This window comes from Frigoribacterium sp. CFBP 8751 (genome assembly GCF_014841545.1).
Classification (GTDB): Bacteria; Actinomycetota; Actinomycetes; order Actinomycetales; family Microbacteriaceae; genus Frigoribacterium.
The window spans coordinates 828,636-846,005 of the sequence record NZ_JACYUB010000001.1 but is presented as its reverse complement, the minus strand read 5'-3'; the positions used below and the strand labels follow the sequence as shown (position 1 = coordinate 846,005).

Genomic DNA, 17,370 nt, shown 5'->3' with positions numbered 1-17,370 from the left:
CCCGCCCGGGGCCTACAACACCCCGGGAGGCGCGGCCCGCGTCGGTCGCGTCAGGCTCGCCACGAGGTGCTCGACGAGCGGCACGGTCCACGCGACGTTCGCCGCGATGCCGCGGTTCGGCTCGTCGTCGGGCTGGTGCAGGCGGTGCAGGTCGTTGAAGGTGAGGAACGCGCTGGGCACGCCCGCGCGGTAGAACGACGCGTCGTCGGTGCCGGTCGTCGGCGGGAACCGGGTGACCAGCTCGAGGTCGGGCCGGGTGACCGCGGCGTGCTGCAGCAGCGCCCCGCGGAACGCCGTCGAGAACGCCTCGGGTGCCCCGAACGCCTCGACGAACGACCCGCGACCGAGCCCGTCGACGTTGAGCACGTAGTCGAGGGCATCGAGTTCGTCGGGCGAGGCGCTGTCGACGAAGTGCCGGGACCCGCCCAGGTGCCACTCCTCGGCGGTGAAGAAGACGAGGCGAACCGACGCGACCGGCGGGGCCGTCGCCCACCGCTCGGCCAGCTGCAGCAGGGCGATCGTCCCGCTGCCGTTGTCGTACGCGCCGACCGTGTTGAAGAACGTGTCGTAGTGCGCACAGAGCAACACGGACCCGTCGCCCGTGCCGGGCACGTCGACGATCAGGTTGTCGCTCGTCGCGGCGTCGACCGGGCCACCGTCGGCCTCGACCTCGAGCTCGACGGGCTTGCCGTCGGCGATCCACTCGGTCAGCTGCAGACCGTCGACGCGGCCGATCGCGAGGTGGGCCACGTCGTGGTCCGACCCGGAGGGCAGCGGCTGCGGGGCCGCGGGTCCGTCGTCGCGGGCGTGCAGGTAGGCCACCACGTCGCCGTCGTCACTCCGGACGACGAACTTCTGCCAGACCATCGAGTCGCCCCAGAGTCCCTGCGGGCCGACGGCCTCGACCGTGCCCCGGCGCGGGCCGCCGGTCGACCCGCTCCAGAGCATCGGCCAGGCGGGCAGCTCGCGGGCGATCGGCTGCTGCACCGCGACCCGGTGCACGCTGCCCGGCTGCCAGCCGGGCAGCGTCACGGGCTGCCGGGCGACCGGCCACCCGACCGCGGTCAGCCGCTGCTCGAGCCAGTCGCCGGCGGCCGCGATGCCTGCGGTGCCGTGGAACCGGGGGCCGTGCTGCACCAGGGCGACGAGGTCGTCGTAGGCGCGGTCCGCGCGCTGCGCCGCGGCCGGGTCGATGTCGTGGGTCATGTCGTTCCTCTCGGGGACGGCTCGGGGGTGGGTGACGGGGACGGGCCCGACGGGGCGGTCGGCGACGTGGCCGGGAAGGCGTCGGCCGACGCGGCCGACGGACCGAGGAGGCGCGGCGCGGCGCCCCGGGCGGCCCGCGCCGCCGTCGGGGCGGGCACCCCGAGCAGGTGCTGGGCCACGCGGGCGACGTCGTCCGTCCTCCCCCGGAACCACCAGCTGGCGAACCGGTCGGTGACCGCCTCGGGACGCGGGCCGAGGACGGGCGTGCCCCGGGCCTCGATCTCGGCGAACCCGCCGAGCCCGCCGTCGTCGTCGTACAGGTGCAGCGAGTCGCCCCGGACTCCCGGGGACGGGTCGGGCTCCTCGGAGTACTCGGCCGACGGGTCGCTGTGGCTGCCGCGCACGAAGAGCACGGCACGGTCGTCGGCCGGGCCGCCGACCGCGCGCACGTACCCGACGCGTCCGGTGACGTGCGGTGCCGCAAAACCGATCTTGAAGCGGTCGGCACCGGTCAGCGACACGGCGACGCCGCCGGGCACCTCGGCGAGCAGCTCGCCGACCGGCTCGTAGTAGTCCGTCACCTGGGTGTCGGGCACGGCCGCGACGAACGCCGTGCCGCCGGCCCGCACCTGGTCGAGCATCCACGACTCGGCCTCGTGCGCGCCGTCCGAGGTGATGCCGAGCCGCACCTCCGTCACGTAGCCGCCGTACTCGACGGCGTCGACGAGCGGTGCGCCGCCGGGGCCCCCGGCCGACGCCCCGCGCAGGTGTCGCAGCGGGTGGGCCGCCGGACGCACGACGAGCGTCAGGTCGGCGCGCACGAGCCCCGTCGGCTCCGTGAACGCCTCGAGCTCGGCGACCCGCGACAGCGTCACGCGGTCGCCCGTGCGGCCGAGGTCGTGGCAGCCGGGGTCGAGCGACGGCGGCATCTCGTAGCTGCCCCAGTAGTCGCTGCGGTCGCGGATCATGTAGGCGATCTCGGGGCCGATCCAGACCCGGTCGCCGCCGACGTTCCAGTCGCCCGAGTCGACCAGCGCACCGAAGGCGTCGTCGTCGGCGAACGCGTCGGGCAGCCAGTTCTCGGCCTCGCCCTCGGCGAAGAAGGGGCCGTAGACGCGGCCGCCGTACGACGAGACGACCACGACGGCGTCGGGTCCGACGGCCACCCGTTCGGAGGCGATGCCGGCCGCGGCGAGACGGGCCTCGACGGCGCGCAGGTCGACGACGGCCGGGCCGACCGGGCGGTCGGTCGGCCCGACGGCCGGGCCGACCGGGCTGTCGGTCGGCCCGTCGACCGGGCCGGTCATGCGGCCACCTCGACGAGGGCACTCGCGTGGAACGCGTCCTCGGCGCGCAGCATGCCCACGAACCAGGCGTCCAGTCGGGCGTCGGTCACGTCGGCGGGCAGCTCGTCGACCAGCTGGTGCAGGAAGTCCACCTGGGCGCGGAAGCCGTCGGTGACGTGCAGCTCGATCCACCGTTGAACGTCGTCCGGTCGGGGCACCGGCCGCTCGGCCGCCCGCGTGCACCACCGCAGGTAGAGCGTCTCGGCCGCGGCGAGGCTGGTGACGACGCCGGCGTAACCGCCCTCGGCGAGGGCCGCCGTCACCGCCCCCTCGAGGACGGAGGCGCGGCGCAGCAGGTCGCTCGAGGTCGCGTCGTCGACCGGTCGCGTCGAGAGCAACCGCTCGAAGTACCGGCTCTGCGGACCCACGAGGTCGGCGACGGCCTCGGCGTGGCGCTCGGCGCGGGACCACTCCGGCTGCTGCCAGAGGCAGTAGCCCGCGAGACGGGCCGCCGTCCGGACGAACGCCTGCTCGATCATGAGGTAGCGACCGAAGGCGGGGTCGTCGAGCGTGCCGTCGGCCATCCGGGCGAGCAGCGGCACCGACGCCGAGGCGTCGAGCTCGGCCGAGCAGCGGTCGACGAGCGCCCCCGCCCGGCCCGCGCCGGCACCCTCGGGCCGGGTCGTGCCCGCCACCGTCAGCGGCCGGTCAGCCACGACACGATGCCGTTGAACACCCGGGCGTAGCCGTCCCACTCCTCGCAGAACGCCGGCGGCGCCCAGTGCGGCGAGCAGTCGCTCGTGAACACCGCGGTGCGTCCCGCGCCGGCCTCGCCGACGACGACGAGCGGGTCGCCGTCGAGACGGGCGAGCTCGACCGCGCCCGGCTTCACGACGGTGCGGTTGTAGCCGAGCAGCAGCGGCCACTCGGTGCCCGCGCCGCCGAGGGCGGGGTGCTCGGCGTCGAGGACGGTGGCGACGACGCCGGCCGGGCGCTCGACGCGGTCGTCGCCGATCAGCATCTCGACCGGCAGCACGTCGGCGATCTCGGTGCGGGCGTAGCCCGCGCGGCCCTGCCAGCCCGAGAACGACAGGTAGCCGCCGATCATCAGCAGCGCGCCTCCGGCCTCGACCCAGCGGGCGAGTTCGCGGACGCGGTCCCGACCCGGGATGCTCTTCTCGAAGACGGCGGGCGCGAGCTGCAGCGAGTTGACGCCGATGTCGGACAGCACCACGACGTCGTAGGCGTCCAGCGCCTCCTGCGTCTCGGGGAAGTCGGTGGCGACGAGGTGGGCGGGCAGGTGGACGACCTCGTGACCGCCGGCCTGCAGGGCCGTGCGCAGCTGCGCGACGCCCTCGGTGTACGAGTGGGCGGTGAACTCGTCGACGCCCTTGGTGTGGGTGGTCGCGGTGATCCAGCTCTCGCCGGCGATGAGGATGCGGGACATGGTGGTGCCTTCCGGTGGTGACGGGACGGTTCGGGACGAGGAGGCGCGCGCGGCTCGGTGCCGCGACGTCGCCCCTCAGCGGGTCAGGGCGGCGCCCTCGAAGAGGTCGCGGACGTTGCGGGTGCCGACGCCGTGCACGATCTCGGCGTCGACGCCGAGGTCGGTCAGCCGGTCGAGGAACACCGCGGGGACGTACGAGAGGCCGTTGCCCCCGTGCTTGCGCAACATGCTCTTCAGGAAGAGGTCGTGGCTGAACAGCAGACGGCGGCCGAACCCGGCCGAGGCCAGGCGGGCGATCGCCGTGGCCGTCTCGACCGGCGAGGGCGACTGCCCCTCACCCGGCAGGGAGAAGCGGTACGGCATGCCGATCATGTCGAACTCGAGCCAGACCCCGCGCTCGGCGAGGCTGCGTTGGTAGTCGGGGTCGCTGCCGGACGGGTCCATGTGGCAGAGGACGACCGCGGTGGGGTCGACGCCCTCGTCGCGCAGCACGACGTCGAGCACGCGGCCGCCGTGCCGGACGAAGCCGGGCAGGTGCACGAACATCGGCAGGCCGGTCTCGCGTTGCAGGCGGCAGGCCGCGCGCAACGAGCGCTCCTCGCGCTCGGTGAAGCCGGGCGAGACGCCGATCTCGCCGATCACGCCCGACCGGGGCACCCCGGTCTCGGCCGGGTCGGCCCGGTACTGCGCGACCAGACGCGAGGTCAGGTCGTCGACGGTGTCGCGGCCCGTGGCCTCGGGGTGGAACCGCTCGAGGTACCAGCCGCCACCGGTGACGACGGTGACCCCGCTGCGACGCGAGATCTCGGCGAGACGGCGGGGGTCGCGCCCCTGTCCGTCCGAGGTCAGCTCGACGACCGTGCTGCCGCCGAGCTCGCGGAAGGCCACGAGCTCGTCGACCGCGTCGTCGTCGCCGTCGAGCACGCAGTTGTCGCGGCAGGCGAGCGGACGGTCGCGCAGCAACCAGGCGATCTCGGGAGTGACCGGGGCGTCGAACAGCTCGGGGAAGTCGGGGTCGGGTTCGAGCCCGCCCTCCTCGATGCTGTTGATCAGGTGCTCGTGCGGCAGCGTGTAGCCGAGGCGGTCGCTCGGCACGGGGCCGGTGACCGTCTGCACGTCGACGACGGTGGTCGTCTCGGCGCCGAAGCCTCCGACGCGGCTCATCGGGTCACCCGCTTGCGGACCAGGTCGGTGAACGAGCCGCCCCGCAGGTTGATCCAGATGACGATGATCAGGAGGCTGCCGGTCACGATGGGCACGATGTAGGGGCTCAGGCCGAGCAGCGTGAGGCCGTTGGTGATGACGCCGGTGAGGATGGCCCCGATCGCCGTGCCGATGACGCTGCCCTTGCCGCCGAGCAGGTTCGTGCCGCCGATCACGACGGCGGTGATCACCGTCATGGCGAAGTCGACGCCCGAGTTGGCGTCGCCCGACCCCAGTCGGGCTGCGGTGATGATGCCGGCCGCGCCGGCCGCCGTGCCGCTGAGCACGAGGGCCATCATCTTGACGAAGCGGGTGTCGACGCCCGCCCGGCGGACCGACTCCTCGTTCGAGCCGATGCCGGTGATGTACTGGCCGAACCGCATGCGCTGCAGCCCCACGATGCCGACGCCGACGATGATCAGCGCGAGCCAGGCCGGGTACCCGAGCCCGAACAGCCGGCCCTGCCCGACCTGGGCGAAGATCAGCCCCGAGCCGATGGCGATCGAGTAGCCCTTCGTGATCAGCAGGGCGACGCCCCGCACGATCGACATGGTGGCCAACGTGACGATGAACGACGGGATGCCCTGGTAACTCGAGAACCAGCCGTTGACCAACCCGCAGAAGGCGCCGACGGCCAGGCAGATGACGATCACCAGGACCGACTCGAGACCGGCCCGCAGCAGGACCGCCCCGATCACCGACACCAGCGCGAGCGTCGACCCGACCGAGAGGTCGATCATGCCCGCCGTGATGACGAAGGTCATCGCGACGGCCACGATCGCCGCAGGGGCGACCTGCACGGCGACGTTCCGCAGGTTCGTGCCGGTGAGGAAGGTCGGGGTCGCCACCGAGAAGACGACGATGACGACGAGCGTCACGACGAGCATCAGCAGGGTGGACTTGTTGACGCGTTGCAGGGCTTCCCAGCGGCGCTCGCGCACGTCGGTGGAGCCGTGTCCGCGACCCGGCTCGGGGCCGTCGGTGCGGGTGGGGTCAGAGGTCGTCGCGGTCATGCGGCAGCGCTCCCTTCACGGGTGATCATGTCGACGAGCGACTCGATGGTGAGGTCGTCGATGCGGGCGTCGTCGACGCTGCGCCCCTCGTACATCACGGTGATGCGGTCGCAGACCCGGAAGAGGTCCTGCAGCCGGTGGGTGATCAGGATGACGCCGACCCCTCGGGCCGCGACCTCCTTGATGAGGCGCAGCACCGACTCGACCTCGGTGACGGCGAGGGCGGCGGTCGGCTCGTCGAGGATCAGGACGTCGGGGTCGACCGACGCGGCGCGCGCGATGGCGACCGATTGGCGCTGACCACCCGACAGCTGCGAGATCAGCTGGTGCGTGGACGTCACGCGGACGCCGAACTCCTTGAGCACGGCCGTGGCCTCGGCGTGCATCGCCCCGACCTTGAGGAAGGGCCCGACCCGCGGCTCGCGGCCGAGGAACAGGTTGGCGGCGACGTTGAGGCTGTCGCAGAGGGCGAGGTCCTGGTAGACGATGCCGATGTCCTCGGCCTGGGCGTCGCTCGGGGACTGGAACCGCACCTCCTTGCCCTTGATGCTGATGCGGCCGCCGTCGTGCTGGACCGAACCGGCGAGCACCTTCATCAACGTGGACTTGCCGGCGCCGTTGTCGCCGACCAGGCCGAGCACCTCGCCGCGCGCGAGGCGCAGGTCGACGCCGCGCAGGACGTCGACGGCGCCGTACGACTTGCGGATGCCCTCGAGTTCGACGAGCAGGTCGCCGGTGGTGACGTCGGTCATCAGCCCTCCAGGTAGTACGAGAAGTCGGCCAGGTTGTCGGGCGTGACGATCGTGATCGGCACGTCGACGGTCGCCGGCACCTCGGCGGTGCCGCAGGCCAGGTTGATCGCGGCCTTAGCGGCCTCGTAGCCGAAGCCGAAGGTGTCCTGCTGGATGACGGCCTCGACGTAGCCGTCCTGCAGACCCTCGACGGCCGAGGGCGAGAGGTCCCAGCCGACGATCGTGACGCGATCCTGGGCGCCCTGGCTCTTGACCGCCGCGATGGCACCGTTCAGCGCGGGCTCGCCCGTGGCGTAGATGTACTCGAGGTCGGGGTTGCCGGTCAGCAGGTTCTCGGCCGCGGCCTGGGCGTCCTCGTTCACGTTCTGACCGTCGACGATCGTGCCGATGGTCATGCCCCCGGCCTCGACGGCGTCGGTGAAGCCGTTCTGGCGTTGGATCTGGATGGCGCTGTTCAGCGCGCCGACGACGCCGACCTCGCCCTCGCCCCCCGTGATGTCGAGGAAGGCCTTCCCGAGCTGGGCGCCGCCGTCCTCGTTCGCCGTGCCGACGTACGAGTCGATCGCCGAGGCGTCCTCGACCGAACCGTCGGCCGCGACGACCGGGATGCCCGCGGCCTTCGCCGCGGTGAGCGCCGGGATCAACGCGGTCGCGTCGACCGGGTCGACGATGAGCGCGTCGACGCCCGAGGCGACGAGGTTCTCGACGCCCGAGACCTGGGTGGCGCTGTCGTTGTCGCCGCTGACGATCTGCAGGTCGGCCCCGGCCTCGTCGGCGACGTCCTGCACGCCCTCGTTCATCTGGGTGAAGAAGGCGGTCTGCTCGTTGATGTCGACCATGCCGAGCTGCAGGGTGCCGCCGCCGTCGGGTGAACACGCCTGGGGGACGTCGGTGGGTGCCGGGCGGGTCGAGGTCGAGCCGCCGGACGCGGAACCGGAGGCGGTGGTCGAGGACGAGTCGCAGCCGGCGAGGGTGCCGATGGCGATGGCGCCCACGGCGAATGCGGCGAGGACGGTACGGGTCGTGGGCATGAGGAGCCTTCCTGGGGAGGACGAGGTGGAGCATGCGGGACTGGCGAGGGGGCGATCTCGGAGGGGTCGAGATCGATGGGCAATCGATTTCCGTCGGGAACTGCGTCAAGAGTGACGCCTTCGTGTTTCGAGTGTCAACACCTTTGTGTTTCCGACGTGTAAAAGAGATCTCGGGCGGGCAATCGTTTTCCCGCGAGGGGACGATACGATGTCGGCATCACCCGTCGCCGCCGGCGGCCGCGCCCTGAGGAGCCCATGAACGCCGTCACCATCTCGGACGTCGCCCGCCGGGCGGGCGTCTCCCCGGCGACGGTCTCCCGCGTCATGTCGGCGTCCCGCCCGGTCGGCCGCGAGGTCGAGGCCCGGGTGCGGCTCGCGGCCGACGAGCTGGGCTACTCGGGCAACGGCATCGCCCGTGCCCTGCGCACCCGCCGCACCGACACGGTCGGCATGGTCGTGCCGAGCATCCTCAACCCGTTCTTCACGACCCTGGTCGACAGCCTCGAGAGCGCGCTGCACGGAGAAGGCAAGCAGTTGTTCCTCTGCGACTCGCGACAGGACCCCGCCGTCGAGGCCGACCACCTGCGGTCGCTGATCGAACGACACGTCGACGGCATCGTGGTCAGCCCGGTGCACGACACCGAGAGCGCGGCGGCCGTCGCCGCGTCCGCCCGGGCCGTCCCGTTGGTGCAGCTCGACCGCCGGGTCGACGTCGCCGGCACCGACTGGATCGGCCTCGACGACGCCGAGGCGATGAAGCTCGTCCTGACGCACCTCGCCGAGACCGGTGCCCGCTCGGCCGCGTTCGTGACCTCCGAGCTGACGAACTCGTCGACGACCCTGCGCCTCCGGGGCTTCCGGCACTGGGCGGCCGAACTCGGCATCCGCGAGGTGCGCGACGGGGTCGTGCTCGGCGACTACTCGGTCGACAGCGGCGACGCGGCGGCCCGCCGGCTGCTCGCCTCCGACGATCGCCCGGACGCCATCGTCTGCGCGGACGACCTGATCGCCATGGGTGTGTTGCGGGCGGCCCGCGAGCTCGGGGTGTCGGTGCCCGACGAGCTGCAGGTCACCGGCTTCGACGACATCGTCTTCGCCTCGTACGTGACCCCGGCCCTGACGACGCTCGCCCAGCCCACCGACCGCATGGCCGGCGAGGCGCTCAGGCTGCTCTCGCTGCGCGGGTCCGACGACGGCGGACGAGGAGGCGCGCGCGTCTCGTTCGCGCCCCGACTGGTCCGACGACAGAGCACGCGCTCGACGGCTCCCGCGCCCGCCTGAGCCGCGCCCGCCGGACCCGCGTCCGCGCCCGCCCGAGCCGCGCCCGCCGGACCCGTGTCCGCCCGAGCCGTCGGGACCGACGACCGTCGGTCAGTGCTTGGCCGCCCACCGTTCGCCGACGCGACCGAACTGCTCGACCGCCCTCAGCACCGCGTCGACCGACACGGACTCGTCCACCGTGTGCACGACGGTCGGGTCGCCCGGGCCCCAGACCACGACGGGCACGCCGTCGTCGAGCGACCGCACGAGCACCGAGGCGTCCGTGAAGTACGAGGCGGGCGCCTCCGAGACCGGGGCCTCGAGCCCGGCGAGCCAGGGATGGTCGCGTGGGGTCCACACGGCGGCCAGGTCGAGGTCGACGCGGACGTCGGTCACCTCGGGCTGACCACGCCACCAGGCGACGAGCTCGCCGACGTCGTCGCGGACGACCCGCAGGTCGATGCGCGCCTCGCAGACGTCCGGCACGATGTTCGGCACGCTGCCACCCGAGACGACGCCCACGTTGACCGTCTCGCGCCCGAGGTCGGCGTGGGCCGAGAGCGGCAGGTCGTCCAGACGCCCGAGCACCGCCACCAGGTCGAGGATCGCGTTGTGGCCCCGTTCGGGCGTGCTGCCGTGCGCGGCGACGCCCGAGGTGCGCACCGTCAACCAGAGGGCACCGCGGTGGCCGAGGACGACCCGCCCGTCGGTCGACTCGGGGATCACGACGGCTCCGACCCGGCGGCCGGCGAGCAGGTCGACGACCGCGGGGGCACCGAGGCAGCCGACCTCCTCGCCCGTCGAGACGGCGAGCGCGACGGGTGCGCCCTGGCGAAGGAGGTCGCGCACGGCGACGATCGAGGCCGCGAGACCGGACTTCATGTCCGAGGCTCCCCGTCCGTGCAGGCGGTCGCCGACGACGGTCGAGGCGAAGGGGTCGTGGGTCCAGGCCGAGGCGTCGGTCACCGGCACGACGTCGGCGTGCGACGCGAAGACGAGCAGCGGCCTGTCGGAGGCGACGGACGTCGGCGAGACCAGGAGGGCCGCGGGCTCACCGTCGACCCCGGGGGCGAAGGCGACCCGCGCCTCCTGCACACCCTCGAACTCGAACGCCACACGGCGGAGGACGGCCGCCTCGCCGGGCGTGCCGCTCGTCGAGTCGATGGCGACGAGGTCGCGCAGCAGGGCGATCACGGGCACCTCGGACGGCGTCGGGGCGGTCATGCCGTCACGCTATCGCCACGACAGGGGCGGCAGGGCACGCTCGTCGAGCCAGGGGCGCAGCAGGGGCCCGACCGGGTGGCCCGAGACGCGCGTCGCGAGGGCGACGAAGTCGGCCGAGGTCGCCACGTGATGCCGGTACTCGGCGGTCCAGGCGCGCATCACGTCGAAGAACGCGTCGTCGCCGACCGCCGAGCGAAGCGCCTGCACCGCGAGCGCCCCGCGCTTGTAGACGCGATCGTCGAACATCAGGTCGGGGCCGGGGTCGCCGACGACGATGTCCTGCGGAGCCTCGAGCAGTCGGGCGTGTGCCCGGGCGGCGAGCGACGCGGCCGGCGGACCGCCCGAGGCCTCGGACCAGATCCACTCGGCGTAGCAGGCGAAGCCCTCGTTCAGCCAGATGTCGCGCCAGGTCGTCAGGCCCACGCTGTTGCCGAACCACTGGTGCGCCAGTTCGTGCGCGATCAGCCGACGCGACCCGCCCGCCCCGTCGGCGTGGTTCGCCCCGAAGATGGCGAGGCCCTGGGCCTCGAGCGGGATCTCGAGGTCGTCGTCGGTGACCACCACCGAGTACGACGCGAACGGATACGGGCCGAACCGCTCGACGAAGCAGGCCATCATGTCGGCCACCTCGCCGAAGTCACGACCGATCCGCGACCGCATCGCGGGCACCCCGGCGAAGACGCCGGGCACTCCTGCGAGCACGACCGGCACCAACTCGTAGCGGCCGATCTGCACCGTCGCGAGATACGACGCCGTGGGCTCGGGCTGTTCGTAGACCCACGTCGTGCGGCCGGACCGCGTGTGCCGGTCGGTCAGCTCACCGTGGGCGACGACGGCGTAGGGCTGCTCGGTCGTGACCTGCACCCGGTAGGTCGCCTTGTCGGCCGGGTCGTCGTTGCAGGGGAACCAGGTCGGTGCCCCGTTCGGTTGCGAGGCGACGAGGGCGCCGTCGGTCAACTCCTCCCAGCCGAGGGTGCCCCAGCGGGTGCGACGGGGAGCGGGAGGACCCGAGTACTCGACGACGACCTCGACGGGCTCACCCGGCACGGTCACGTCCGGCAGCGTCACCGTCAGCTTCGTCGCCGACTGGGCGTGCCGCGCCTTGTGCCCGTCGACCCGCACCTTCGCGGCACGCAGGCGCAGCAGGTCGAACACGAGCGTGCTCCGGGCCTCGGTCGGCACGACCGTGATGGTCGCGACGCCGTCCAACCGGTTCGTCGCGACGCGGTACCCGATCTCGAGGTCGTACGAGCGCACGCCGTAGCCGTCGTTGCCGCTCTCGGGTGTGTAGCCGTCCGTGGTCGCCGCCGAACCGGTCACCGGGTGACGGCGTGGTAGTCCGCGAACGTGACGTCCCGCCAGGGCCCGATGGGGTTGCCGCTCCACCGGCTGCCGACGGGCACGACCTCGCCGCGCATCACGAGCGAGGCGGGGCCGACGGTGGCGTGCTCGCCGAGACGGGCCGCGGGCAGCACGACGCTGTGGGGGCCGAGGGTCGAGCCGGCGGCCAGGGTGACGGTGTCCATGCTCATGATTCGATCATGGAACAGGTGCGTCTGCACGACGCATCCTCGATTCACCGTCGACGCGTCGTCGAGTCGCACCAGGTCGGCCTCGGGCAACCAGTAGCTGTCGGTCCACACGCCGCGACCGATCGAGGCCCCGAGCGAGCGAAGCCACCAGACGAGGGCCGGGGTGCCGGCCGCCGCGTGGGCGAACCAGGGGGCGGCGCACATCTCGGTGAAGGTGTCGGACACCTCGCTGCGCCAGACGAACGACGACCAGAGCGGGTGCTCGCCGGCCCGGATGCGCCCGACGAGCGCCCACTTGGCGAGTGTCGTGACACCGGCGGCCGCCGCACCGACGGCGAGCATCACGACGCCGCTGACCGCGGCCGTCGCGCCGACCCCGATCGCGTCGACCAGCGCCCACAGCCCGACGACCAGCCCCAGGCCGATGCCGCAGGTGACGACGACGGGCACGATGCGGCTGAGCTCCCACGCGATGCGGGCCACCCGGAGGTGCGTGGCCGGGCGGAAGGTGCGGGTCTCGTCGGCGACGGCGACCGTGCGGCGCAGGCGCACCGCGGGTGAACCGAGCCACGACGACCCCGCCTTGGACTTGCGAGGAGCCGACGAGAGCACGGCCACCAGACCGTCCTTCGGCACCTTGTGGCCCGGGGCGGTCATGCCCGAGTTGCCCAGGAACGCCCGCCGACCGATCTCGGCCCGCGCCACGCGCAGCCAGCCGCCGCCGAGCTCGTACGACGCGACGAGCGTGTCGTCCGCCAGGAACGCCCCGTCCCGGACGGTCGTCATCGACGGCAGCAGCAGGACGGTCGACGCCTCGACGTCACGCCCGATCTCGGCACCGAGCAGGCGCAGCCAGACCGGCGTGAACAGGCTCGAGTAGAGCGGGAACAGCAGGGTGCGCGAGAGATCGAGCAGGCGCTCGGTGCTCCAGACCTGCCAGCCGACCCTCGACCGCACCGCGAAGGTGCCCTCGGTCACCCCCAGGGCCCAGAGTCGGGTGAGCGCGACGACCAGCACGGCGGCCACCAGCCCGGCCACGAGCGTGCCCGGCACCAGGAGGGCGAGGGCGCGCCACCACGCGTCCGTCAGCGAACCCGCACCCCGCACACCGAGCGCGACGACCGCGCCTCCTGCACTCACCGAGACCACCGGCAGCAAGGCGACGACGATCGCCGACGCCCCGTAGGCGACGAACCAGCGGGTCGGCGAGGGCGGCCGATCCTCCGGCCACCAGGCGCGGGTGCGGCCGATGCGCTCGGCCGGCGAACCGGCCCAGTGCTGACCCGAGGGCACCCGTCCGAAGACAGCCGACCCGGGCGCGATCGAGGCGTTCTTGCCGATGCGGGTGCCCGGCAGCAAGGTGCTGCGCATGCCGATCGTGCTGCCCGCCCCGATGCGGATCGCCCCGATGCGCACGACGTCGCCGTCGATCCAGTGGCCGGCCAGGTCGACCTCGGGCTCGATCGACGCCCCGCGACCGATGCGCAGCATGCCGGTGACGGGTGGCAGGGCGTGCAGGTCGACGTCGGGCGCGATCCGGGCGCCGAGGGCACGCGCGTAGTAGCTGATCCACGGGGCGCCGGCGAGTCCGACCGCCCCGATCTGGTGGGCGACCTGCTCGGCCAGCCAGAGCCGGAGGTGCACGCTGCCGCCGCGCGGATGATCGCCCGCCTCCACCCCCCGGAGGAGGAGGCGCGAGGCCAGCACCGAGATCGCCATGCGTCCCGGCGGGGTCACGAACACGACGATCGCGACGACGAGCAGCCGGCCGTCGACCGCGGGCAGGGCGTCGAAGCCGCTCCACCAGCGCAGCACCGTGCTCGCGGTCAGGGCGTAGGTCAGCCAGCGCGCGCCCGACAGCACGAGGAGGGGCACCCCGAGCAGGGTCTGCAGCCACTGCGTGCGTCGGGGTGTCGGCACCGACCGGTGGAAGTCGGCGGGCGAGGCCTCGTCGTCGACGTCCGCCACGGACAGGGCCTCGGCCAGGGCACCGAGCCGGGGGTGCGAGTAGATCTCGGCGACGGTGAACTCGGGGTCGAGTTCCCGCAGCCGGGCCACGAGCTGCGCCGCGGCCAGCGATCCCCCGCCGAGGTCGAAGAAGTTCGCGTCGGCGTCGGGGACGGGCACGCCGAGCACCTCGCGCCAGCGTTCGGCCACGAGCTGCTCGACCGGGGTCATCGAACCGGCACCGACGGGCCCGCCACCGGCACCGTCGCCACCGGACGTCGCGTCGACCAACGGCCACGGGAGCGCGTCGCGGTCGATCTTGCCCGACGTCTTCGTCGGCAGGTCGCCGGTGACCAGCGCCAGCAGCGGCACCAGGGCGGCCGGGAGTTCGTCCCGGAGGCGCACGAGGGCGGCCCCCCGATCGATCGCCTCGGCCGACGCGACGGCCAGGTAGCCGACGAGCACCTGGTTGCCGGCGGCCGTGGTCCGCACCGCCGCGGCGGCGCCGCCCACCCCGGGCAGGGCCTGCAGCGCGGTCTCGATCTCACCGAGCTCGATGCGGCGCCCGCCGACCTTGACCTGGTCGTCGGCCCGCCCCTGGAACACGAGCCCGGCCCGGTCGAACCGCACCAGGTCACCGCTGCGATAGGCGCGCTCCCAGCCGAGCTGCTCGTGCGGCGCGTACTTCTCGGCGTCCTTGGCAGGGTCGAGGTAGCGGGCCAGGCCGACGCCGCCGATGATCAGCTCACCGATCTCGCCCTCGGCCACGGGCTCGCCGGCCGCGTCGACGACCGCGACGTCCCAGCCGTCGAGCGGCAACCCGATGCGCACGGTCTCGCCTGCCCGGACCAGCGATCCCGTGGCGACGACCGTCGACTCGGTCGGCCCGTAGGTGTTCCACACCTCGCGGTCGTCGCCGACCACCCGGTCGACGATCTCGGGCGGCAGCGCCTCACCGCCGAAGATCAGCAGCCGCACGCTCTCGAGGGCCTCGTCGGGCCAGAGGGCGGCGAGCGTCGGGACGGTCGACACGACGGTGATCCCGTGCGTGACGAGCCACGGACCGAGGTCGGCCCCGGACCGCACGAGGCTGCGCGGGGCCGGCACCAGGCAGGCGCCGCTGCGCCAGGCCAGCCACATCTCCTCGCACGAGGCGTCGAACGCGACCGAGAGCCCGGCCAGCACCCGGTCGCCCGGCCCGAGGGGCTCGACGCCCGGCGACGACAGGAACATCCGCGCCTCGGCGTCGGCCAGGGCGGCCGCCGAACGGTGACTCGCGGCGACGCCCTTCGGCGTGCCGGTCGAGCCCGAGGTGAAGATCACCCAGGCGTCGTCGGCCGGGGTGGGCAGCCGGTCGGCGTCGGCGAGCGCCGCGCCCCGTCCGCTGACGTGGGCGGCCGGCGCCGCGAGCACGAGGCTCGCGGGTCGATCGGCGTCGCGCGGGGTGAAGCGGCCACCCGCCGAGACGATGCCCACGACGCCTGCCTCGCCGAAGACCAGCTCGGCTCGCTCGTCCGGGTCGTCGGCGTCGACCGGCACGTAGGCGGCTCCGGCGGCCAGGACGGCCAGGATCGTCAGGTAGAGCGAGGAGTCACCCGACGGCATGCGCACGCCCACGCGGTCCCCGCGTCCGACCCCGGCGTCGGCGAGCGCGCGCGAGGCGGCCTCGACCCGGACGACGAGCTCGGCGTAGCTCAGGGCACCCCGCTCGTCCTCGAGCGCCGAGGCGTCGGGGTGGGCGAGCGCGGTCGCCCACAGCACGTCGACGAGGGTGCGGGCCACGGGGGCATCGGGCGAGCCGGCGATCACGCCGGGCGGGGTCTGACTCACGGCCGCACGCTAAGGACGTCAGGTGACGCGTCGGTGAACACGGGGCGGGACAGCCCGTCGCCCGCGACCGCGAGGACGACGTCGGCGACCGATTCGAGGTCGTGGACCGTCCCCCGACGGCCGTCCGTCCTCGTGCCGTCGGGCCGCCGTGACAGCCGGATCGTCGACATCGCGGTGGTCAGCCCCTCCCCCGTCGACTTGAGCAGCGCCTCCTTCCGCACCCAGGCGCGCAGCACGTCCACGTCGACGTCCTCGGGACTCACGTCGGGCCGGAGGTGCTCGAGCGCACCGGCCGGCCGGGCCCGCTCGACGTCGACGCCGACGGCGGCCCCGGTCCGGAGCGCCACGGCCGCCCAGCGTCCGCTCCGGCTCAGGCTCACGTGCAGGTCGTCCGCCGTCCGCAGCACCGGGCGACCGTGTCGACCACCGCAGCCCCGGCACGGCTCCCGGTCGAAGACGAGGCTCGCAGCGTCGCGGCCGGTGCAGGACGAGACGAGGAGGCGCAGCGCACGATGGGCCGCCAGGTACCGTCGGGCGTCGGTCGCGTCCGCGAAGGCCGCCGCACGGGCCCGTTCGTGCTCGTCGCCGACCTCCGGTGCCGTCGGCCCCCCGGCGTCCGGATCGCGGTCGAGGTCGAGCAGCCACACCCGAGCGCTCGTCATGGCAGGCGAGCCTAGCCCGCGCCGATCCCGCACCCAGGGGCCGTTCACCTGCCGTTCGCCTGGTCGGGCAACGATCGGGCCCGCGTCCGCGACCGTCCCGACCGGCCCGCGACGGCCCGCCACCCGTTCCCTCACCCGAGAGGCCCCCGACCATGGCCAAGAAGATCCCGACAGCCCTCGCCGACCTCGTCGACGCCCTCGAGCACCACGCCGAGGTCGTCACGGCGAAGTCCTCGTCGTCCAAACGACTCGGTCGCGCCACCGCGAAGGTCCGCCGCGCCGCCGCCACGTACACCGACGTGGTCGCCGCACGGACGGGTCAGCCGAACCCGTTCGTGGACTTCCTCGACCCCGAGACGATCGAGTCGCTGCGCGCCGAACGGGACCGCATGGCGAACGACAAGTCGTCACAGGTCGACTGACAACCGTCCCAGGTGGCCGTGCCACGCTCTGGTGCACGATTTCCGCACGTTCGAGAGAGGGGCCTCACCCGTGGCCGACCAGAAGAAGCTCAAGAAATCCGCCGCCAAGGCCTACGACAAGGCCGAGGACGCCGTCACCGACGCCCGGGCGGCCGTCGCCGAGGCCAAGCGCCGGGCGAAGAAGCTCGCCAAGAAGGCCCGCCCCTCGGTGAAGCCGCTCGAGAACGCGCTCGACGACGCCGCGAGCGGCCTGAAGAACGCCAAGAAGACGGCGAAGGGCGCCGGGCAGGCCTCGAAGACTTCCTCGTCGACCCCGTCGTCCACCGCCCCGGCCGAGCCGCGCTCGATCTACACCCCGCCCCTGCCCGAGGTCGACGAGACGACCGTGCAGCTGCCCGACGGCCACGACGCCCACGTCGACCTGCACGCGCAGACGCTCGTCGCGCTGCGCGCCCTCGCCCGGACGAAGGGCATCACGAACGTGTCGCGGTACCCCAAGGCCACCCTGATCGAGAAGATCGAGCAGGCCTGACCCGCGCGTCGGCGTCCGACCCC

General features: G+C 73.4%; 15 protein-coding genes. 3 read left to right on the top strand and 12 right to left on the bottom strand.

The window, feature by feature from the left end:
• Positions 1-12: 12 nt before the first annotated feature.
• The 8 genes from IFT88_RS04115 to IFT88_RS04080 all read right to left on the bottom strand — a co-directional run bounded on the left by IFT88_RS04115 (position 13) and on the right by IFT88_RS04080 (position 7,938).
• Complete coding sequence (locus IFT88_RS04115; RefSeq protein WP_192119014.1) at positions 13-1,206, bottom strand: M28 family metallopeptidase; 1,194 nt, start codon at positions 1,204-1,206, stop codon at positions 13-15.
• Positions 1,203-2,513 (bottom strand): hypothetical protein, encoded by a 1,311-nt coding sequence (locus tag IFT88_RS04110; protein ID WP_192119012.1) that lies wholly within the window; start codon positions 2,511-2,513, stop codon positions 1,203-1,205. The genes IFT88_RS04115 and IFT88_RS04110 overlap by 4 nt, the downstream gene beginning before the upstream one ends.
• Positions 2,510-3,208 (bottom strand): TenA family protein, encoded by a 699-nt coding sequence (locus IFT88_RS04105; protein WP_192119010.1) that lies wholly within the window; start codon positions 3,206-3,208, stop codon positions 2,510-2,512. The genes IFT88_RS04110 and IFT88_RS04105 overlap by 4 nt, the downstream gene beginning before the upstream one ends.
• On the bottom strand, positions 3,190-3,939 hold the full coding sequence (locus IFT88_RS04100; RefSeq protein ID WP_043593262.1) for a glutamine amidotransferase: 750 nt from the start codon (positions 3,937-3,939) through the stop codon (positions 3,190-3,192). The genes IFT88_RS04105 and IFT88_RS04100 overlap by 19 nt, the downstream gene beginning before the upstream one ends.
• Before the next feature lie 75 nt (positions 3,940-4,014).
• Positions 4,015-5,103, bottom strand: coding sequence for a phosphotriesterase family protein (locus IFT88_RS04095; RefSeq protein ID WP_192119008.1), 1,089 nt, complete (start codon positions 5,101-5,103; stop codon positions 4,015-4,017).
• Positions 5,100-6,155 (bottom strand): ABC transporter permease, encoded by a 1,056-nt coding sequence (locus IFT88_RS04090; protein WP_052505095.1) that lies wholly within the window; start codon positions 6,153-6,155, stop codon positions 5,100-5,102. Before IFT88_RS04090 ends, IFT88_RS04095 begins: the two co-directional genes overlap by 4 nt.
• Positions 6,152-6,907 carry an ATP-binding cassette domain-containing protein gene (locus IFT88_RS04085; RefSeq protein ID WP_056043006.1) on the bottom strand — a complete coding sequence of 252 codons (756 nt, stop codon included), beginning with the start codon at positions 6,905-6,907 and terminating at the stop codon, positions 6,152-6,154. Before IFT88_RS04085 ends, IFT88_RS04090 begins: the two co-directional genes overlap by 4 nt.
• Positions 6,907-7,938, bottom strand: coding sequence for a substrate-binding domain-containing protein (locus IFT88_RS04080; RefSeq protein WP_056228933.1), 1,032 nt, complete (start codon positions 7,936-7,938; stop codon positions 6,907-6,909). Before IFT88_RS04080 ends, IFT88_RS04085 begins: the two co-directional genes overlap by 1 nt.
• A 255-nt stretch (positions 7,939-8,193) precedes the next feature.
• Between IFT88_RS04080 and IFT88_RS04075 the strand changes: the two genes are divergently transcribed.
• Entirely contained in the window at positions 8,194-9,219 is a 1,026-nt protein-coding gene (locus IFT88_RS04075; RefSeq protein WP_056228930.1) for a LacI family DNA-binding transcriptional regulator, read from the top strand.
• A gap of 90 nt (positions 9,220-9,309) precedes the next feature.
• Here IFT88_RS04075 and IFT88_RS04070 read toward each other — a convergent pair whose 3' ends face one another.
• Genes IFT88_RS04070 through IFT88_RS04055 form a run of 4 tightly spaced genes read right to left on the bottom strand, consistent with a single transcriptional unit; the run spans position 9,310 to position 16,393 of the window.
• Positions 9,310-10,422 (bottom strand): M20 family metallopeptidase, encoded by a 1,113-nt coding sequence (locus tag IFT88_RS04070; RefSeq protein ID WP_192119007.1) that lies wholly within the window; start codon positions 10,420-10,422, stop codon positions 9,310-9,312.
• Between the two features lie 9 nt (positions 10,423-10,431).
• The gene (locus tag IFT88_RS04065; RefSeq protein WP_192119005.1) at positions 10,432-11,742 is read right to left on the bottom strand and encodes a M1 family metallopeptidase; all 1,311 of its coding nucleotides are present in this window, start codon (positions 11,740-11,742) and stop codon (positions 10,432-10,434) included.
• Positions 11,739-15,731: a Pls/PosA family non-ribosomal peptide synthetase gene (locus tag IFT88_RS04060; protein WP_192119003.1), complete on the bottom strand. Its 3,993-nt coding sequence runs from the start codon at positions 15,729-15,731 to the stop codon at positions 11,739-11,741. The genes IFT88_RS04065 and IFT88_RS04060 overlap by 4 nt, the downstream gene beginning before the upstream one ends.
• Positions 15,728-16,393 (bottom strand): 4'-phosphopantetheinyl transferase family protein, encoded by a 666-nt coding sequence (locus IFT88_RS04055; protein ID WP_137848035.1) that lies wholly within the window; start codon positions 16,391-16,393, stop codon positions 15,728-15,730. Before IFT88_RS04055 ends, IFT88_RS04060 begins: the two co-directional genes overlap by 4 nt.
• A 152-nt stretch (positions 16,394-16,545) precedes the next feature.
• On the opposite strand from IFT88_RS04055, the gene IFT88_RS04050 reads away from it, so the two are divergent.
• Together IFT88_RS04050 and IFT88_RS17585 are read left to right on the top strand one after the other, a co-directional pair.
• Positions 16,546-16,815 carry a hypothetical protein gene (locus IFT88_RS04050; protein ID WP_056228919.1) on the top strand — a complete coding sequence of 90 codons (270 nt, stop codon included), beginning with the start codon at positions 16,546-16,548 and terminating at the stop codon, positions 16,813-16,815.
• 70 nt (positions 16,816-16,885) lie between these two features.
• The gene (locus IFT88_RS17585; protein WP_056228916.1) at positions 16,886-17,347 is read left to right on the top strand and encodes a Rho termination factor N-terminal domain-containing protein; all 462 of its coding nucleotides are present in this window, start codon (positions 16,886-16,888) and stop codon (positions 17,345-17,347) included.
• Positions 17,348-17,370 lie beyond the last annotated feature (23 nt).